We start from the raw sequence: 17,038 nt of genomic DNA on the forward strand, positions 1-17,038 counted from the left end.
CTAGTTGCGGAAGATCTGCGATGACTATCTCACTCGATCGGTTAACCTTTGCAGAATATCTCAAGTATACCGATGGTACCGATCGCCGTTGCAGCCTAAAAAATTTGGCTCGATAGTGTGGGAGCTGCTGACGGCGATCCAGCAGTAGGTAAACTCTCAGGTATCAATGGTAAAGTCAGATAAAATGTCATCTCCTCTCGATCGCCAACCGACATCAAAAATAAGCCATCATAGATCTCCACAATCTTTTTGACAATTTTCAAACCGATCGCCAGTTCGGGATTTTGTTCGGGGGAAGAATTAAATTGGATGAAACTAGAGATGTCAGAAGTTGAGTTGGTTTGGTTGTTTAATGGGAGGCTGGATAATGATAAATGAAAGGCACCATCGATCGCTTGACCGTGAATTTTTAAGCAAAAATTAGTTTGACAGCGATCGCATACATAATCTAGTAATTCATTAAAGATCCACTCAGCCAGATCGGCATTCACTGCTAGATTCATGTCTTCAACTTCACAGAGTGGCGGGTTGAGCGTGGGCAATCTGTCGCGACGATCGCTCAGGATCTGTGCGACGATCGATTGTGGATGGGAGCGATCGTCGCGATGTGGGGTGGGTGTATCGATCAGTAGTTTTAAATAAAACCAAAATTTCTGAGTCAATGTGTGTAATCGGGTCGCCGATCGTGCGCTGGCTTCCAGAATCTGCATCGTAGCTGGCGCACTTAAATGGGTAATATTTTGCTTCAGATGCTCGATGTTATCGGAAACGATCGTCAATGGTGCATTGAATTCATTGGGAAAACCAACCGCCAAATCCAACCGAATTTCACTCAAATTGTTGGTTAATGTATGAATATTGTTGCGCTGAAGTTTGGAAAAAGATTGAATGCGATCGTATTGTTTTTTGATACGTAACATCGAGTTGACGCGCGCCCGCAATTCTAGACCATTGACAGGCTTATTGACAAAATCATCAGCCCCAGCAGCCAGACAACGCGCCAAGTCTTCCTTACCAGATAGAGCCGTCACCATCACGATCGGGACACCTTGCCACTTGGACATCAGTTTGATCCGCCGACAGACCTCAAAACCATCCATACTCGGCATCATCACATCTAGCAAGATGACATCAGGGTCAAACTTATCCAGTGCGGCAATGGCATCCTCGCCACAACTAGCATAATGCAACTGATAACTTTCACCAGGCAATAGTGCTTCAATCACATCGAAGTTATCTGGTTCGTCGTCAACGATTAGGATGGAATAGCTACTCATAATAATGACTTTTTTGATATTTCCTCTAGAGTGCCCATTTCTCTACCAATATCTTGCACCAATGTCTATAGCGATCCGACAAGATGCGATTAACTGCGCTCTTGAGGGCATTCTAAAGCTAGCATCCTCGCCCAAAATCCATGCGAACCCCCCTCTCATGCTTAGCGGCGATCGTCCGCAATCCGCTGGTAGTGACCTCCGAGACGATCGTCATGGACGCCATTGTCCAGATGGGTAGCAGCGATCCTCAGACTGTGGCTACCTCGCCATCAGATTGGATGGTGGTGGTAGAGGACGATCGACCGATCGGCATCTTGACGACAGCCGATCTAGTCCGAATGATCGCCGAGCGGCGGGATTTGGAGCATTTAGCCGTCAGGGAGGTGATGACCCCAAATCCGATCGCGCTCCAGGTATCGGCATTGACAGATTTAGCTGTGGCGATCGAGTTGTTGGCGCAGCATCAGATCGGGTATCTGCTGGTCGTTGACGATCGCGGTGGTTTAGTAGGACTATTGACTCAAGCTAGTCTCCAGCAGCAGCTAGTCGCCGATCTAGCTGCCAAAGTTGCCCAACAGGATGCCCAATTGCAAGAGCAAGAGGTGCAAGTCCAAGCATTTTGCGATCGCACCAAAGTGATTTACCAACAAGTAACATCAGAACGAGATGAATCACAGCAATTTGTGCAAACTGTGTTCGATACCTTGCCACTAGCTGTCTTTTGGAAGGATCGCGAGTCGCGTTTTCTCGGTTGCAACTACAAAGTCGCTCAAGCTGCGAACCTTGACTCACCCGCCGCAATAATTGGTAAATCAGACTACGATCTGCCTTGGGGCGCATATGAGGCGGATACTTACCGCGCTGACGATCGCCAAGTCATCGACTCAGGTATTGCCAAACTGGGGATTATCGAAACCCAAACGCGATCGGATGGTACCTCGATCTGGATTGAAACCAACAAATTACCATTACAGAACACCAATGGTGAGACGATCGGGGTGCTGGGGACTTATCAAGATATCACCGATCGCCACCACACCGAAACCCAACTACACCGATTGTCCGAACGATTGTCATTGGCACTAAAATCTGGCTCACTTGGCTGTTGGGAGTGGGATATCGTTACCGATTGCCTGATTTGGGACGATCGGATGTATGAATTGTATGGGATTGTACCACCCAGATCGAGCACTGAAACTACTCCAACCTATGCTATCTGGATCCAAAGTGTCCATCCAGACGATCGGGCTGCGACCGAGGCACTCTTGGCACAAGCTTTGTTGGGACAAACCGATTTCGATCCCGAATTTCGAGTCATCCATCCTGATGGGAGCATCCATTTCATCAAATCTTATGGCTTGGTGCAATGGGACGCGCTAGCGCGTCCCTACAACGTGATTGGCATTAACTTTGATATCACCGCCGCCAAATATGCTGAAGCCAACCGCCGCCAAACCGAAGTCACTATCCGCCAGCAAGCCGAGCGCGAATTTGTGTTGCGAGAAATGACGCAACGGATTCGCAAATCGCTAGAACTGCCGATCGTGTTTGAGACAGCGGTACGCGAAATTCGAGAATTTATGCAGACCGACAGAGTCGGGATCTTCAAATTTGATGTTGATTCCCACCATGAAGAGGGTGAATTTGTCGCTGAGTCTGTCGGTGCCGAATTTGAGTCGATTTTGGGAGCCAAACTGCACGATCCGTGTTTTGCCGAGCAGTTGGTGGGATACTATCAGCAAGATCGGATCAATGTCGTCGAAGATATCTATGCGGCTGGGTTACAAGATTGTGAAGTCCAGATTTTGGCAAGCTTCCAGGTGCGGGCAAATTTAGTCGTCCCATTGCTGGATGGCTGTGAGTTGTGGGGGTTACTCTGTATCCATCATTGTGTGGCACCTCGCTCCTGGCAAACGATCGAGGTTGACTTTATCAAACATATTGCCGAACAGATCGGGATTGCCATTCAACAAGCTACCCTGTATAGACAAGTCCAACTAGAGCTAGATATTCGCCGACGTGCAGAGGTCGCGATCGCGCTCCAACTCCGCCAACAGCAAGCACTGGGAGTCATCGCCCACCAGATCCGCAACTCATTGCAAGTCGAAGATATCCTCGCAACTGCCACCGCCCAAGTCAAGGAAGTGATGAAAGTCGATCGGGCGACGATTTTTCGAGTATTTCCCGATCGTCAAATTCGGGCGGTCGAAGAATGTGTCGCCTCCACCGATCCAGGCTTGGTCGGGTTGAACTGGGAACGCGAACAATTTAGTCAAGCAGAGCTAGAGTTCTACCTCCAGGGACAACCTCGGATCGTGATGGATGTGATGCAGGATGCCTGGTCGGTCAAGTTACAAGAGTGGACGGGCATGAAATATATCAAGTCCAAAATGGTCGCGCCGATCTTGCTGCTCGGATCTCGTGACACCGATCGCTTGAGCGATACTACGACGGGTCATCCCCAACTCTGGGGATTGTTGAGCGTACACATGTGCAGTGCTTACCGTCACTGGCAAGCTGACGAAGCCCAACTCCTCCAGCAAATTGCCGACCAACTGGCGATCGCCATTCAGCAAGCGAGTCTCTTCGAGCAGTTGCAGCAAGAATTGACCGAACGCCAGCAAGCCGAAGCCCAATTGCGCCAACGCAACCAAGAACTCGCCCGCGCGACTCAGCTCAAGGATGAGTTTTTGGCAAGTATGAGCCACGAACTTCGCACCCCGCTCAATGCCATTTTGGGGATGTCAGAAGGACTACAAAACGCGGTTTTTGGCCCCGTTACCGAACGTCAGCACAAGTCGCTGTCCACGATCGAAAAAAGTGGCACACATTTACTGGCACTCATCAATGATATTCTCGACCTCTCCAAAATCGAAGCCAATAAGTTCGATCTGGAATTGACCGATGTCCCGATTCGCGATCTGTGCCAAAATAGTCTCCTATTTGTCAAAGAACTTGCCCTCAAAAAGCAAATTCGGCTCACTACCCACATCCCAGAATACCTCCACCACCTCCAGATCCAAGTGGACGATCGTCGCTGCCGTCAAGTGCTAATCAACTTACTCAGCAATGCTGTCAAATTTACACCACAAGGTGGCACTGTGACTTTGGACATCCGAGCGATCGATAGCGGCGGAGCCGAGGGGACACCAGTGGACGCGATGCCGATGGCAAATAGTGACGATGACGTCGCTACACCCACAGCCGGACGATCGTCGTGGCGGATTGTCTTCTCAGTGATCGATACTGGGATCGGGATTGCTGCTGACAATATCGAGAAGCTGTTTAAATCCTTTGTCCAAATCGATAGCAGCCTCAGTCGCCAATACGCCGGAACGGGGCTGGGACTAGCATTGGTCAAACGAATTGTCGAATTGCACGGTGGTACTGTCTCCGTCCACAGCGAACTAGATCGGGGTAGTTGTTTTACTGTATCGCTACCTTTTTGTCCGAGTGCCGCGATCTTAGTCCCCCCATCATTGCCGCCCCTAGTCTTTCCCCTCCCTGCCGCTACTGAGCCGACTCCCACGGTTACCAAAGCTATGATACTCATTGCCGAAGATAACCATGCCAATATGGAAACCATGACGGGTTACTTGAAAAGTCGGGGCTATCGCCCGATCGAAGCTGGCAATGGTCAGGCGGCGATCGATCTAGCTCAGATCCATCATCCAGATCTGATTCTGATGGATATCCAGATGCCAGACATGGACGGGTTTGACGCGATCCGCCAACTACGTCAACTACCTCAGTGTATGACAATTCCGATCGTGGCTCTGACAGCCTTGGCAATGCCTCCCGATCGCCAAAAATGTCTCGATGCAGGGGCTAATGAGTATGTGAGTAAGCCTGTCAAGCTCAGTCAATTGGTAGTGACGATCGAATCACTAATCACCGCTGCTAAGGTATCGCAACCGCCACAGTGCTGAGGATCTGACAACAACTGGAAGTCGTCGCTCATGGTGCCAAGTCTACCTCCGCAGACTACAAGGCAATCAATTAAAGCGGCGATCGACATGGCATAAAATCTAGCTTGACTCGATCGAGCCAGATTGTACTTTAAAGCACATTTAAACTTGGAACCAACGATACCGTTATAAATTTTACTTGTTCAAATAAATTTGGTAACGATCGTTACAACAAATTTTAATTTAACAGCCAATTTATCACTAGAGCGGTCGAGATCTCGACCGCTCTAGTGATTTTCTACGTACTCAAGGATAATATAGTGACTTTTTTTGAGATTGAAATCTGGATATTTAAAATATTGCTAAATCTGATAAGCTGTTGCCTAGCAACAGATGTAGACTAATAATCTCTCTTTATTCCCATCTGATGCTCTAGATTATACGTACACTTGATGTAGCAAAAGCAACCAAATCATCTATTTATATATTCATGTGCTAGTATGAAATGAAGTATTTTTAAGTCCATGAAACAAAAACTTACTTAATCAAATATTGGGGTGTATATGACTAATCATGAAAGCATATCTACAGCATCAAAATCGATCGATACATCCGAAAATTACTCAGTAAATACAGAATTTCCAGCAACCGATCTGCACGCGATCGAGCATCATCCGCAAGTCGGATTTGACCCAGAAAAATTAGTACCCAGCCAAACTTACGTTGAATGTGGCGTCGAAAAATTGACCGCGCTCTGTCATGCTGTCGGCTTAACCGATAAGCTCCCACAAATTACCGAAATCTTTGGGGCACTGACTGCCTCATGGGGCGATCGTCGAGTTGGTGACACATCAACCTGGGCATCAGACGTATCCGACGATTGCGCTCCCTTTGAATTTTCCCTAGCTCTAGACCCCGACAAGGCAGAACTCCGCGTCCTGGTGGAAGCCCAAGGCAGCGATCCCAACCTTCAGTCCAATTGGCAAGCCGGACGCGATCTCAATCAACACCTCGCCCAACACTACAACGTCAGCCTCGATCGCTTCGAGCAGATCGCCGACCTCTTTGCGCCCACCAATTCAGCAGCCAAATTCTCGATGTGGCACGCTGTCTGCTTCTACCCTGACAAAGAGCCATCATTTAAGCTATATCTCAACCCCCAAGCCCAAGCACCGAGTCGCGCCGCCGCAGTAGTCGAAGAATCCTTGGTGCGACTTGGTTTCACCCATGCTTGGCCGACACTCGCCGAGACAGCCGCCCAACGCGGCCCCGACAAAGACCAATTTGTCTACTTCTCTCTCGATCTCGCCGCCCACGACAAGGCGCGAGTCAAAGTCTACATCCGCCACCATGATGCTACTCCAGTAGAGCTAGAAGCAGCACTGAGCGCGGCCCACAACTATATCCCTGGCGACGCGATCGAGTTCTGCCAAGCCATGGCACCAGGTCAAACATCATTCTCAGCCAAGTCAGTAATCTCTGCCTTTTCCTGGGTCGAAGAAGACGATGCGACTCCTTCAAGTAGTACGCTACACATACCTATTTCTAACTACGCTACCAACGATCGGGCGGTGAGCGATCGAATCGATAGCTACTTTAGCCAGTATGGTCTGCCGATATCTACTTACTACTCAACGCTCCAAGCATTGGCAACACGTCCCCTAGAAGCAGGGATTGGGATGCAGTCATATACTTCATTGCGTCGCGAACATCACAAAAGACGAGTAACCGTTTATCTCAATCCAGAGGTAAATGTAGTTAGACCTCCACTAAAAATAGTTCCACCGCAACTAGAAAAATCTTGTCATTCGCTAGAAGAGATCTCATGGCACTATAAAACTAACTCGATTGAGGATCATCCTTTTTTTCAAAGATTGCATAGAGAACCTGCAAACTTAACAAACCTGTGGCTGTTCTTTGCTAATGTCCAGGAAGGAATTATTTCACATTTTACTACGAGACTCTCTCTCATCGTCGATCGCATTGATGACGATCTAATTCGTGGTGTTTTTGCAAAGCAGTTGCATGAAGAATTAGGAAATGGAGATGAGTCCCATATTCACAAAGAAATATTCGCTCGATTCATCCTTGGTCTCGAACCATACAAGCCAGAACTTGTGACCCGAGAGATGTTAGCACCTGGTTTGAAATTGAGCCAAGGTCTGGAGACACTCTACTCCGATCCCAATCCTTATGTAGGCGTGGGCGCAGCCATTCTCATGGAAGTTCGTGGTGAGCAAAGGGACAAAATCGTCACCAAAGAGTTAGTTCGGACGACATTGGATAGTTCTGTTTCATCATGGTTCTACCTGCATGGAGAATTAGAGGGCGACCATGCTGATGAAGTATTGAACCTAGCACGTCAGATCGATAATTCAGACGGAGATAAGGCTGCTGTGTTACAAGGAGTCAAGATGACTGCTGATGTACTGTGGAATTTTTGCAACGACATGTATCAGGCATGTTACCTGTAGACGATCGCCAACCGACCAAATAAGTGAGCAGAAAATTTAGGTGAGGAGACTCACAAATCATTTAGGTGCGATCTAGATTACAGCTAGCCTGGGAAACAATTCGTAAAATGTGTACGAGAGCGGCTAATAACGTGAACTTTCGATCGTTTTAGCCCTCTTCAATTGTAATTGCACATTGAGGGCTGGAACATGAAAGTGAGCGTCTACCTCCCAGGCTATAGTATTACATCAGAGATTCATGTGAGCGATCGCACCCTGATCTATCGAGGTGTGCGAGACGACGATCGCTATCCAGTCATCATCAAAGTCCTGCGGAAGCCATTTCCTAGCCATCACGAACGGATGGAGTTCCGACATCAGTATGACATCGGTAAAAATTTAGACTTGCCCCATATTGTCAAAACTCTAGCCTTAGAAACCTACCAAAATTCCTATGCACTGATTTTAGGGGATAGCGGCGGTGTTTCACTCAAACACTTTTTACAGCAATCGGGAGCGTTTGGCGAAAACCACCAGACAGTAATGGTATTTCTCCCCATCGCCATTCAACTTGCCGAGGCAATGAATGGATTGTATGTGCAGCGGGTCATTCACAAAGATATCAAACCCTCCAATATCCTCATCAATCCAGAGACACAGCAGATCGAGCTGATCGATCTGCGGATTGCTTCATTATTGCCCCAAGAAACGCAAGAAATTAAAAATGCCAACATGTTGGAGGGAACACTGGCATATATGGCTCCAGAACAAACTGGACGGATGAATCGCGGGATTGACTACCGGAGCGATTTTTATGCTTTGGGGGTGACGTTTTACCACCTATTAACGGGACAATTGCCCTTTGTTGCCAACGAGCCGATCGACATGGTACACGCTCATCTTGCCAAGCAGCCAGTTGCTATCCACCAACTCAAGCCCAACATCCCGCTGATGCTCTCGCAGCTTGTCAGTAAGTTGATGTCCAAGAATGCCGAAGATCGCTATCAAAATGCGCTGGGACTCAAGCACGATCTGGAGCTGTGTCTGGCGCAGTTGCAAGCGCATGGCAAGATTGAATCATTTGAATTGGGAGAGCGCGATCCGAGCGATCGCTTCATCATTCCTGAAAAACTCTACGGTCGAGAGCCAGAAGTTGCGGTATTGCTCAATGCTTTCGATCGAGTTAGCAAGGGGATATCAGAAGTCTTGCTGATTTCTGGCTGTTCGGGCATCGGCAAAACTGTGGTAGTGAGTGAAGTCCACATACCGATCGTCCGTCAGCGGGGCTATTTCATCAAAGGTAAGTACGACCAATTTGGGCGCAATATTCCGTTTAGTGCGTTCGTGCAAGCATTCCGCGAACTGATGGATCGATTGTTGTCTGAATCAGATGCCCAACTGGAGAGCTGGAAAACACAGATCCTCGCGGCAGTAGGCGCACAGGGACAAGTATTGGTGGATGTCATTCCCGAACTAGAACGCCTGATCGGCAAGCAACCGCCAGCCCCCGAACTGTCAGGGAGTGCGGCGCAGCAACGATTCAATCTGCTGATGCACAAATTTGTGCAATTGTTTGCCACCGCAGCACATCCCCTGGTGTTATTCCTCGACGATTTGCAATGGGCGGATTTGGCGTCTTTGAATTTGTTACAGTCATTGATGCAGGATACGGGATATTTGCTAGTATTGGGAGCCTACCGCGATAATGAAGTCTCCGCCATTCATCCAGCGATTTTGGCGATCGATGAGATTGCCAAAACTGGCATCACTGTCAATACAATTGCCCTGCAATCGCTCCAGCAAGAGCATCTAAATCAATTGATGGCAGATACATTACATTGCGATCTGCTTACCGCTCAACCATTAGCTGAATTGGTAGCCATCAAAACCAAAGGTAATCCCTTTTTTGCGATCCAATTTCTCAAAGTACTATATGAAGATGGACTGATTACCTTCGATCGCACCAACCAGGATGGCGGCGTCGGTGGGTGGAGTTGCGATCTCGCTCGGGTGAGAGCTGCTGCTGTCACCGATGATGTCGTCGAGTTTATGGCATTGCAGTTGCAAAAACTGCCCCCAGCAACTCAATCGGCAATCTCCTTCGCAGCCTATATCGGCGCACAGTTCGACCTCAATACTTTGGCAATCGTGATGCAGCGATCGCCAGCAGATGTCGCAGCCGCATTGTGGAGTGGATTGCAAGAAAATTTACTAGTTCCTACCACAGATATCTACAAATTTTTTACCCACTCCCTCACACATCTTCCCCACCTCACCGGAGCTGGAGGTGGCTTCCAGTTTGAAGCTGAATGTAAATATCGCTTTTTGCACGATCGCGTCCAGCAAGCTGCTTACTCTTTGATTCCCGAGCATCAAAAACAAGCAACACATCTCCAGATCGGGCAGTTACTCCAACAAAGTTGCTCGGAACTCGGTAACGAGTTCCGACTATTTGATATTGTGGGGCATCTGAATCTCGCCAAAGACTTAATTGCCGATCCAAGCGATCGACAACTCGTTGTCGATCTTAACTTTAAAGCAGGTAAAAAAGCGAGGAATTCGACTGCTTATGCAGCGGCAAATATTTATTTGCAAACAGGTATCGAGTTGCTGAGTGCCAATAGTTGGGAAAATCAGTATCAGTTGACACTGGATCTCCATGTGGCTGCGGCTGAAGCTGCCTATCTTGAAGGAAATATAGCAGGAATGGAAAAGATTGCGGATATAGTACTGCGATCGGCACAAACTATCTTGGATAAAGTCGCGATCTACCGCATTCAAATCGCAGCACTTACTGCCAATGGCAAGATGCTAAAAGCGATTTCTACAGGTCGAGATGTGTTAGCTCAACTAGGGTTTGAACTCCCTATCTCACATGATGAAGCTGCGACTGGTACAGCACTACAGGCTCTTGCACACCAACTTGAAGGCAGACAAATTGAAGATCTCCTAGATCTGCCAGTGATGATCGACATTCCAGCACAACTCACGATGAAATTGCTGGCTGATTTAATCACACCTATTTTTACTGTGGTACCAAGTTTAATACCTATTCTGAGCGTTGAGATGGTGAAAATTTCACTCCAGTTTGGGAATACTGCTGCATCAGCAATGGGCTATGCTAACTACGGCTTTGTAATAAGCACTTTTTTCGGAGAGATAAAGACGGGTTATAGGTTTGGTAAACTAGCACTGAAACTGGTGGATCATCTTAACGCAAAAGAATTTCAGGGTAGAATTTCGCTATTATTTGCTATTTGGATTCAGCATCGTCAAGAACCAATCAAATTGACCATCCCGATACTAAAATATGCGTATGCGGCTAGCATAGAATCTGGCGATCCGCTTGCAATCGGCTATGGTAGTTCTTGTTACTTTGATGCAAGTCTAATCTGTGGGCTAGGATTAGAGGATTGGGAACCAGAAATATCACTTCATATCATTGAATTAGGGAGGCTCAAGCAATATTCGGCTCAAGCTTATCTAGAGATGAAGCGGCAGGTAGCACTGAACTTGATGGCAACGGATAGTCACTCAGATTGCCTAATAGGTATTGCTTATGACGAGATGGTGATGATTCCTAAACATCATCAAGATGGTGAATTTATTGCCATCGCCTTTGTCTACACTTATAAATTGATGCTGGCGTATCTATTTGGTAATTACACGGCTGCTCTGGAGAATATTGCCCAAGGCGATCGATATCTACAGGCTGTCTCAGGGATGATTCCGGTGCCTGTGTTTCATTTCTACGCAGCCCTAACACATCTGGCACTATTTGCTGAAAAATCTGAATCGGAGCAGGTGGAAGCACTTACTCAAGTAGATATTCATCAGGCGATCGTGCATCAGTGGGCGCAAAATGCACCGATGAATTACCTTCATAAATGGCAGACGATCGAAGCCGAAAAGCAGCGGGTGTTGGGCAATCGTGCTGCGGCGATCGACCATTACGATCGGGCGATCGCACTTGCCAAAGAACATCAATTCATCCACGAAGAAGCACTCGCCAACGAACTCGCCACCAAGTTTTATCTCGACTGGGGCAAATCAGCGATCGCCCAAACTTATGCGATCGAGGCATATTACTGTTACGGACGTTGGGGTGCTACCGCCAAAGTCAACCAGCTCATCGCCCGGTATCCGCAACTACTGGCATCTGTCCTGAATGTGCCAGTAGCACGACGCCCCCAGGAAGATGCTGGTGATGATGATTCCGACATCGACACGACGATCGTCTTCAAATCGATCGCTGGTTCTGCCGATATCTTGGATTTGCCTACCCTCCTCAGAGCCTCGCAAACCATTTCCGAACAGATCGGACTCGATCGACTCATTGCCAAGTTCTTGGAAATCGTCATCGCCAATGCGGGTGCAGATAAATGTGTACTCCTCCTCAAACAGGCAGAAAACCTGCAAGTCGTCGCCACAGTCGAATTGGGGCAACAACCCCAGCTAGTGGAGCCAATACCCTTCGCTCTGAGTACAGATATCGCCGTCAGCCTAGTCAACAAAGTTCTGCATGATTTGACCCCAATACTCCTGCTTGATGCGCCAGATCGGGAACTATGCGCCGCAGATCGTTATCTGGCGCAACATCAACCCAAATCCATCCTCTGTACCCCGATCCTCGATCGAGGTGAGCTAGTTGGGATCTTGTATCTCCAAAACCAGCACACGGTGGGTGCCTTTACACGCGATCGCTTAGACATGCTCAAGGTGATGATTTCCCAGGCAGCGATTTCGATCGTCAAGGCCCAACTCTATACCGATCTCCAGGCATCATTCACCGATCTCGAACAAAAAGTTGTCGAACGCACGCTCGAACTCAAAGCTGCCAAGGAACTAGCCGATCGTGCCAACGCATCCAAAACTAGTTTCTTCACCAATATGAGTCACGAACTGCGGACGCCGCTCAATTCCATTTTGGGGATGTCGGAGGGGTTGGCAGAACTGGTACATGGGCCGCTCAACAAACAACAAATCCGGTGCGCCGAAGTCATCTACAGCAGTGGTACGCATCTGCTGGCACTGATCGATGATATTCTCGACTTAGCCAAAATCGAAGCTGGCAAATTGGAACTATATTGCACCGCAACTAATATCGGGCAGCTCTGTCAAGCCAGCTTATTGTTTGTCGAACCACAAGCCGATCGCAAGCAGATTCAACTGGATCTCAATATTGGGGCCGACATCCCCGATCTCATGCTCGACGATCGTCGGATTCGCCAAGTCGCGATCAACTTGCTCTCCAATGCTGTCAAATTCACCCCAGTGGGTGGTCGCGTGAGTTTGGAAGTGACACATGCAGCCGCCACCGCCCAGCAGCAGGCTTGGGTGCGAGTGGCTGTCTGCGATACAGGTATCGGGATCTCGCCGGAACATCTCTCCCAGCTATTCCAGCCTTTTGTCCAAATCGATAGCGCGCTCAACCGCCAAGCCAAAGGTACCGGGCTGGGGCTAAATCTGGTGCGCGAGATTGTCGAGCTACATGGGGGGCGAGTGGATGTCAGTAGTCAAGTGGGGATCGGTAGTCGGTTTGCCTTCGATTTACCCTGTGGGAATTTGCCATTTGTCTTCCCATTGACACCAGAGGGATTACACGCCATTTAGTAGTGTTTCGATCGTCGCTACTAGTTGACTGAGTTTGACAGGTTTAGTCACATAGCGATCGACTCCAGCATCCAAGCATCTTTGGCGATCGTTGGGCATGGCTAGAGCTGTCAAGGCAATGATGGGGATACTCGCACACTCAGGGAGCTGGCGAATGCGCCCAGTTGCCTCAAAACCGTCCATTCCTGGCATCTGGATGTCCATCAAAATCAGATGAGGATAGTGGACTCGCTCCAGATCTTTGCCGCAGGCTGCTAAAATAGAAATCGCTTGCAGTCCGTTTTCAGCTACAACTATTCGATAGCCACGACTTTGCAGATAAGTCGTCATGGTTTCGATATTGGCCTGATTGTCTTCCACCAACAAAATCGAGGTTTGAGGCTTCACCGCTTGAGTTTCTTCAGGAGTGGCAGCTGTGACGCTCGGATACACAAGGGGAGCCGATGGGGTCAGCGACATCGCTGTAGTCGGCTCCAATGGCAGACAGATTGTAAAACAACTACCCCGATCGATTTGACTCTGGACGGAGACAGTACCACCGTGCATTTCGACCAGCCGCTTGACCAATGCCAGTCCTAGCCCTGTCCCTGCATACTGACGACTGAGACTGCTATCAATTTGGATAAAGGATTGAAACAGTTTATCCATATTTTCAGGAGCAATCCCAATCCCCGTATCGATAATCGAGAAAGCGATCTGCGGTACCTGTGGTGCTGACGATTGTCCGTCTGTTGTCGCTCCTAGTCCCCCAGTTCCCACCCGTACATCCAAAGTAATACTCCCACCTTCAGGAGTAAATTTGACCGCATTACTGAGCAAATTGATCAGGACTTGCCGAAAGCGGAGATCGTCTACGCAAATATTGAGATATTTGAGTGATTCGGATATTTTGGTCTGCAATCGAATTTGCCGCTTGTGGGCGAGTTCTTTGATAAATAGCACGCTATTTTGACATAGCGATTGAATCGACACATCGGTCAATTCCAGCTCGAATTTATTGGCTTCGATCTTAGAAAGGTCGAGGATATCATTGATTAACGCCAGTAAATGTTTACCGCTCTTTTCGATCGCGATAATCGATTTTTGTTGTCGCTCATTGATGGTACCAAATACCTCATCCTGTAAGCTTTCCGACATCCCCAAAATAGCATTGAGTGGAGTCCGCAGTTCATGGCTCATGCTGGCGAGGAACTCATCCTTGAGTCGAGTCGCGCGGGCAAGTTCTTGGTTGGAGACGGCAAGTTGTTGATTGCTACTGAGCAATCGGGTTTCGGCTTGTTGTCTTTCGGTCAATTCTTGCTGTAGCTTCTCAAATAAGCTAGCTTGATGAATCGCCAGCGCGAGGCGATCGGCAATTTGTTGGAGTAATTTTACTTCAGCATCTTGCCAGTGACGATGATTGCTACAAGCATGAACGCTCAACAATCCCCATAGATAAGGTTCATCCCAGGTTTCCAGATCGAGATCGGTTTCACTATTGCCAAATAGTAGTAGAATCGGTGCGACAATTTTAGATTTAGCACCGATCTGGTCTACATACGCTTGCAAAGATGCCGATCGAGGATCTTGCTTGAGGTCGAAGACAACATTGGGGTTGCCGTCTAAGTAAAATTCCAATTCTTCGGCACTTAAATATTCATTGTCCCAATTTCGCTCGATCGTGCTGGGATATGCTGGCGAGACAACCTCTTCGACGGCGCGGAGCTGACCATTGGCTGATACTTGAAAAATACTCGCTCGATCGACCATCATCAATTCTTTCACTTGCGCGGTTGCCGTCGCGAGAATTTCGGCGATGTTCAACGAATTGCGAATTTGCTGAGTGAGTTCGCCTAGTGCTTGTTGCTGTCTGAGTTGGAGCGCGATCGCCTCTTCTGCCCGCCACCGGATTTCTAGTTCTGACTGGACTTTTGCATAGAGGGTCGCTTGTTGAATACCGATGCCGATTTGTTCGGTAATTTGGTTGACAAAATTAATCTCACTCTGGTGCCAAGATCGCTCTGCCGAGCAATGATGAATACACAGCAAACCCCACAACATCGAGCCATTGAGCAATGGTACGACTAGATTTGCTTGCACCTGAAATTTGGTTAAAGTTTGAATTTCAAAATCCCGCAGTCCGGCTGTATGGATATCTTCAAGCACATTAATTCGCCCTTGCTGATAAAAATGTGCCAGCTTTTCTCCAAAACCAGAATTGTCAATCTTGACTTCCAAAATCGATTTAAAATTAATATCTACAGATTCGGCAACAAATTTGCCCTCATCAAAGTTTGAGTCATTGAATTTAAATATCGTTACTCGATCGGTTGCCATAAACTGCCGAATCTCTCGCACCGCCGTCTCAAAAATAGTCTTGAGATCGAGCGATTTCCGAATCCGTTGGGTAATTTCTCGCAGCACCAATTCTCGTTCGGCTTGCTGACGAATCATTTGTTCGTTCTGTTGACGCATCACCTCATCTTGCTTGGCAATGGTGATATCAAAGTTGATGCCAATCATGCTGTACGAACAGTCTTGTCGCACCTGTTCTAATGAACCATAAGCTTTGATGAAATGAATAGTACCATCGGGATGAATGACTCGATATTCGGTGTCAAAGTCCGCCTGTCCCGACAGGGCTTGCGCCATCAGAGCTGCTGTCGCCGCTCGATCTTCGGGATGGATCGTATCGAGCCAAACAGCGTAAGTTTCGCAATCTGAAGATTTTGTTAGTCCATACAGTTCGTACATCCGATCGTCCCAAATCAGCAGATCTCGCACAATGTCCCACTCCCAACAACCGACTGAGCCAGATTTGAGGGATAGCGACAATCGTTCGGATAGTCTAGATAGTTGAGCTTCTGTGTGTCTGCGCTCGGTAATATCTTGATAGGTGCCCAGTACCCCGATCGGATCGCCATCGACACTACGCAATGGTATTTTATTGGTTTCGACCCAGCGCGAACGACCATCTGCCAATGTCTGCGTCTCGATAATGCCCAACTTGGCAACACCTGAAGCGATCGTCTGAAGATCGTCGGCGCGGTAAGCATCACCTTCGATCGCCCCCCAGGGCAGCTCATAATCAGTTTTGCCGACGATTTCTGTCGGTGAGTTTAAATTGGCATCTTGGGCGAAGTTATTGTTACAACCTAAATAACGAGATTCTCGATCTTTCCAAAATACGGCGAGTGGGAAAGTTTCAATGACAGTTTGCAAAAATTGTTGCGATGCTTGGAGTTGAGCCTCCCGCGCTTGTAATTGAATCGTCTTCTCCTCACAGCGATCGATCGTCAGCCGTTCCAAAAGTCCCACGTTTTCTGCTGCTAACTGGGCAACCTGGGCGTTTAAAGCTGCGGCTAGATGATATTGGATGCTTTCATAAGTAACTAATCCCATCAAACGATGGCGATCGTCTACAACTGGTAAATGGCGAACATGATGTCGATCGAGGAGATCGATCGCCACGGATATATCTGTAAAATCTGACGCCATCAGGGTGACGATCTTCCTGCTCATCACATCTCGGAGCGCGAGATTAGCTAAATCCTGCCGCTCGGTACTCAGCTTGAAGACATCTCGTTCCGTCAAGATGCCAATGAGTTGTCCATTTTCCACGATCGAGATCCAACTCGATCGCACTTGGAGATCTAATTTGTCCGCTCTACTAACCTGAGTTCGATGAAGTTTTGTCTCCTCAAACTCAGGCATTTCAACACTTTTAGGCTAACAGCAGAATTTTTTCAATTTTTGGCACATTAAAATCCACCATCAATATCATTAATAGTTGAAAAAACATTGATTT

5 protein-coding genes are annotated in these 17,038 nt (G+C 47.9%); 3 read left to right on the forward strand and 2 right to left on the reverse strand.

Annotated features, from left to right (window positions below; genetic code table 11):
* Positions 1-95 precede the first annotated feature (95 nt).
* On the reverse strand, positions 96-1,277 hold the full coding sequence (locus tag ACEW9I_RS21650) for a PleD family two-component system response regulator (protein ID WP_373542396.1): 1,182 nt from the start codon (positions 1,275-1,277) through the stop codon (positions 96-98).
* A 140-nt stretch (positions 1,278-1,417) separates the two neighbouring features.
* On the opposite strand from ACEW9I_RS21650, the gene ACEW9I_RS21655 reads away from it, so the two are divergent.
* The 3 genes from ACEW9I_RS21655 to ACEW9I_RS21665 all read left to right on the forward strand — a co-directional run bounded on the left by ACEW9I_RS21655 (position 1,418) and on the right by ACEW9I_RS21665 (position 13,251).
* On the forward strand, positions 1,418-5,206 hold the full coding sequence (locus ACEW9I_RS21655; protein WP_373542397.1) for a GAF domain-containing protein: 3,789 nt from the start codon (positions 1,418-1,420) through the stop codon (positions 5,204-5,206).
* A gap of 542 nt (positions 5,207-5,748) precedes the next feature.
* Positions 5,749-7,659 carry a tryptophan dimethylallyltransferase family protein gene (locus ACEW9I_RS21660; RefSeq protein WP_373542398.1) on the forward strand — a complete coding sequence of 637 codons (1,911 nt, stop codon included), beginning with the start codon at positions 5,749-5,751 and terminating at the stop codon, positions 7,657-7,659.
* Positions 7,660-7,848: 189 nt separating this feature from the next.
* Positions 7,849-13,251 (forward strand): AAA family ATPase, encoded by a 5,403-nt coding sequence (locus ACEW9I_RS21665; RefSeq protein WP_373542399.1) that lies wholly within the window; start codon positions 7,849-7,851, stop codon positions 13,249-13,251.
* Here the strand turns inward: ACEW9I_RS21665 and ACEW9I_RS21670 are convergent.
* Positions 13,237-16,944 carry a GAF domain-containing protein gene (locus ACEW9I_RS21670; RefSeq protein ID WP_373542400.1) on the reverse strand — a complete coding sequence of 1,236 codons (3,708 nt, stop codon included), beginning with the start codon at positions 16,942-16,944 and terminating at the stop codon, positions 13,237-13,239. The two genes, ACEW9I_RS21665 and ACEW9I_RS21670, sit on opposite strands and share 15 nt — an antisense overlap.
* Positions 16,945-17,038: the final 94 nt, after the last annotated feature.

This window comes from Chamaesiphon sp., from assembly GCF_041738855.1.
In the GTDB taxonomy this organism is placed as follows: Bacteria; Cyanobacteriota; Cyanobacteriia; order Cyanobacteriales; family Chamaesiphonaceae; genus Chamaesiphon.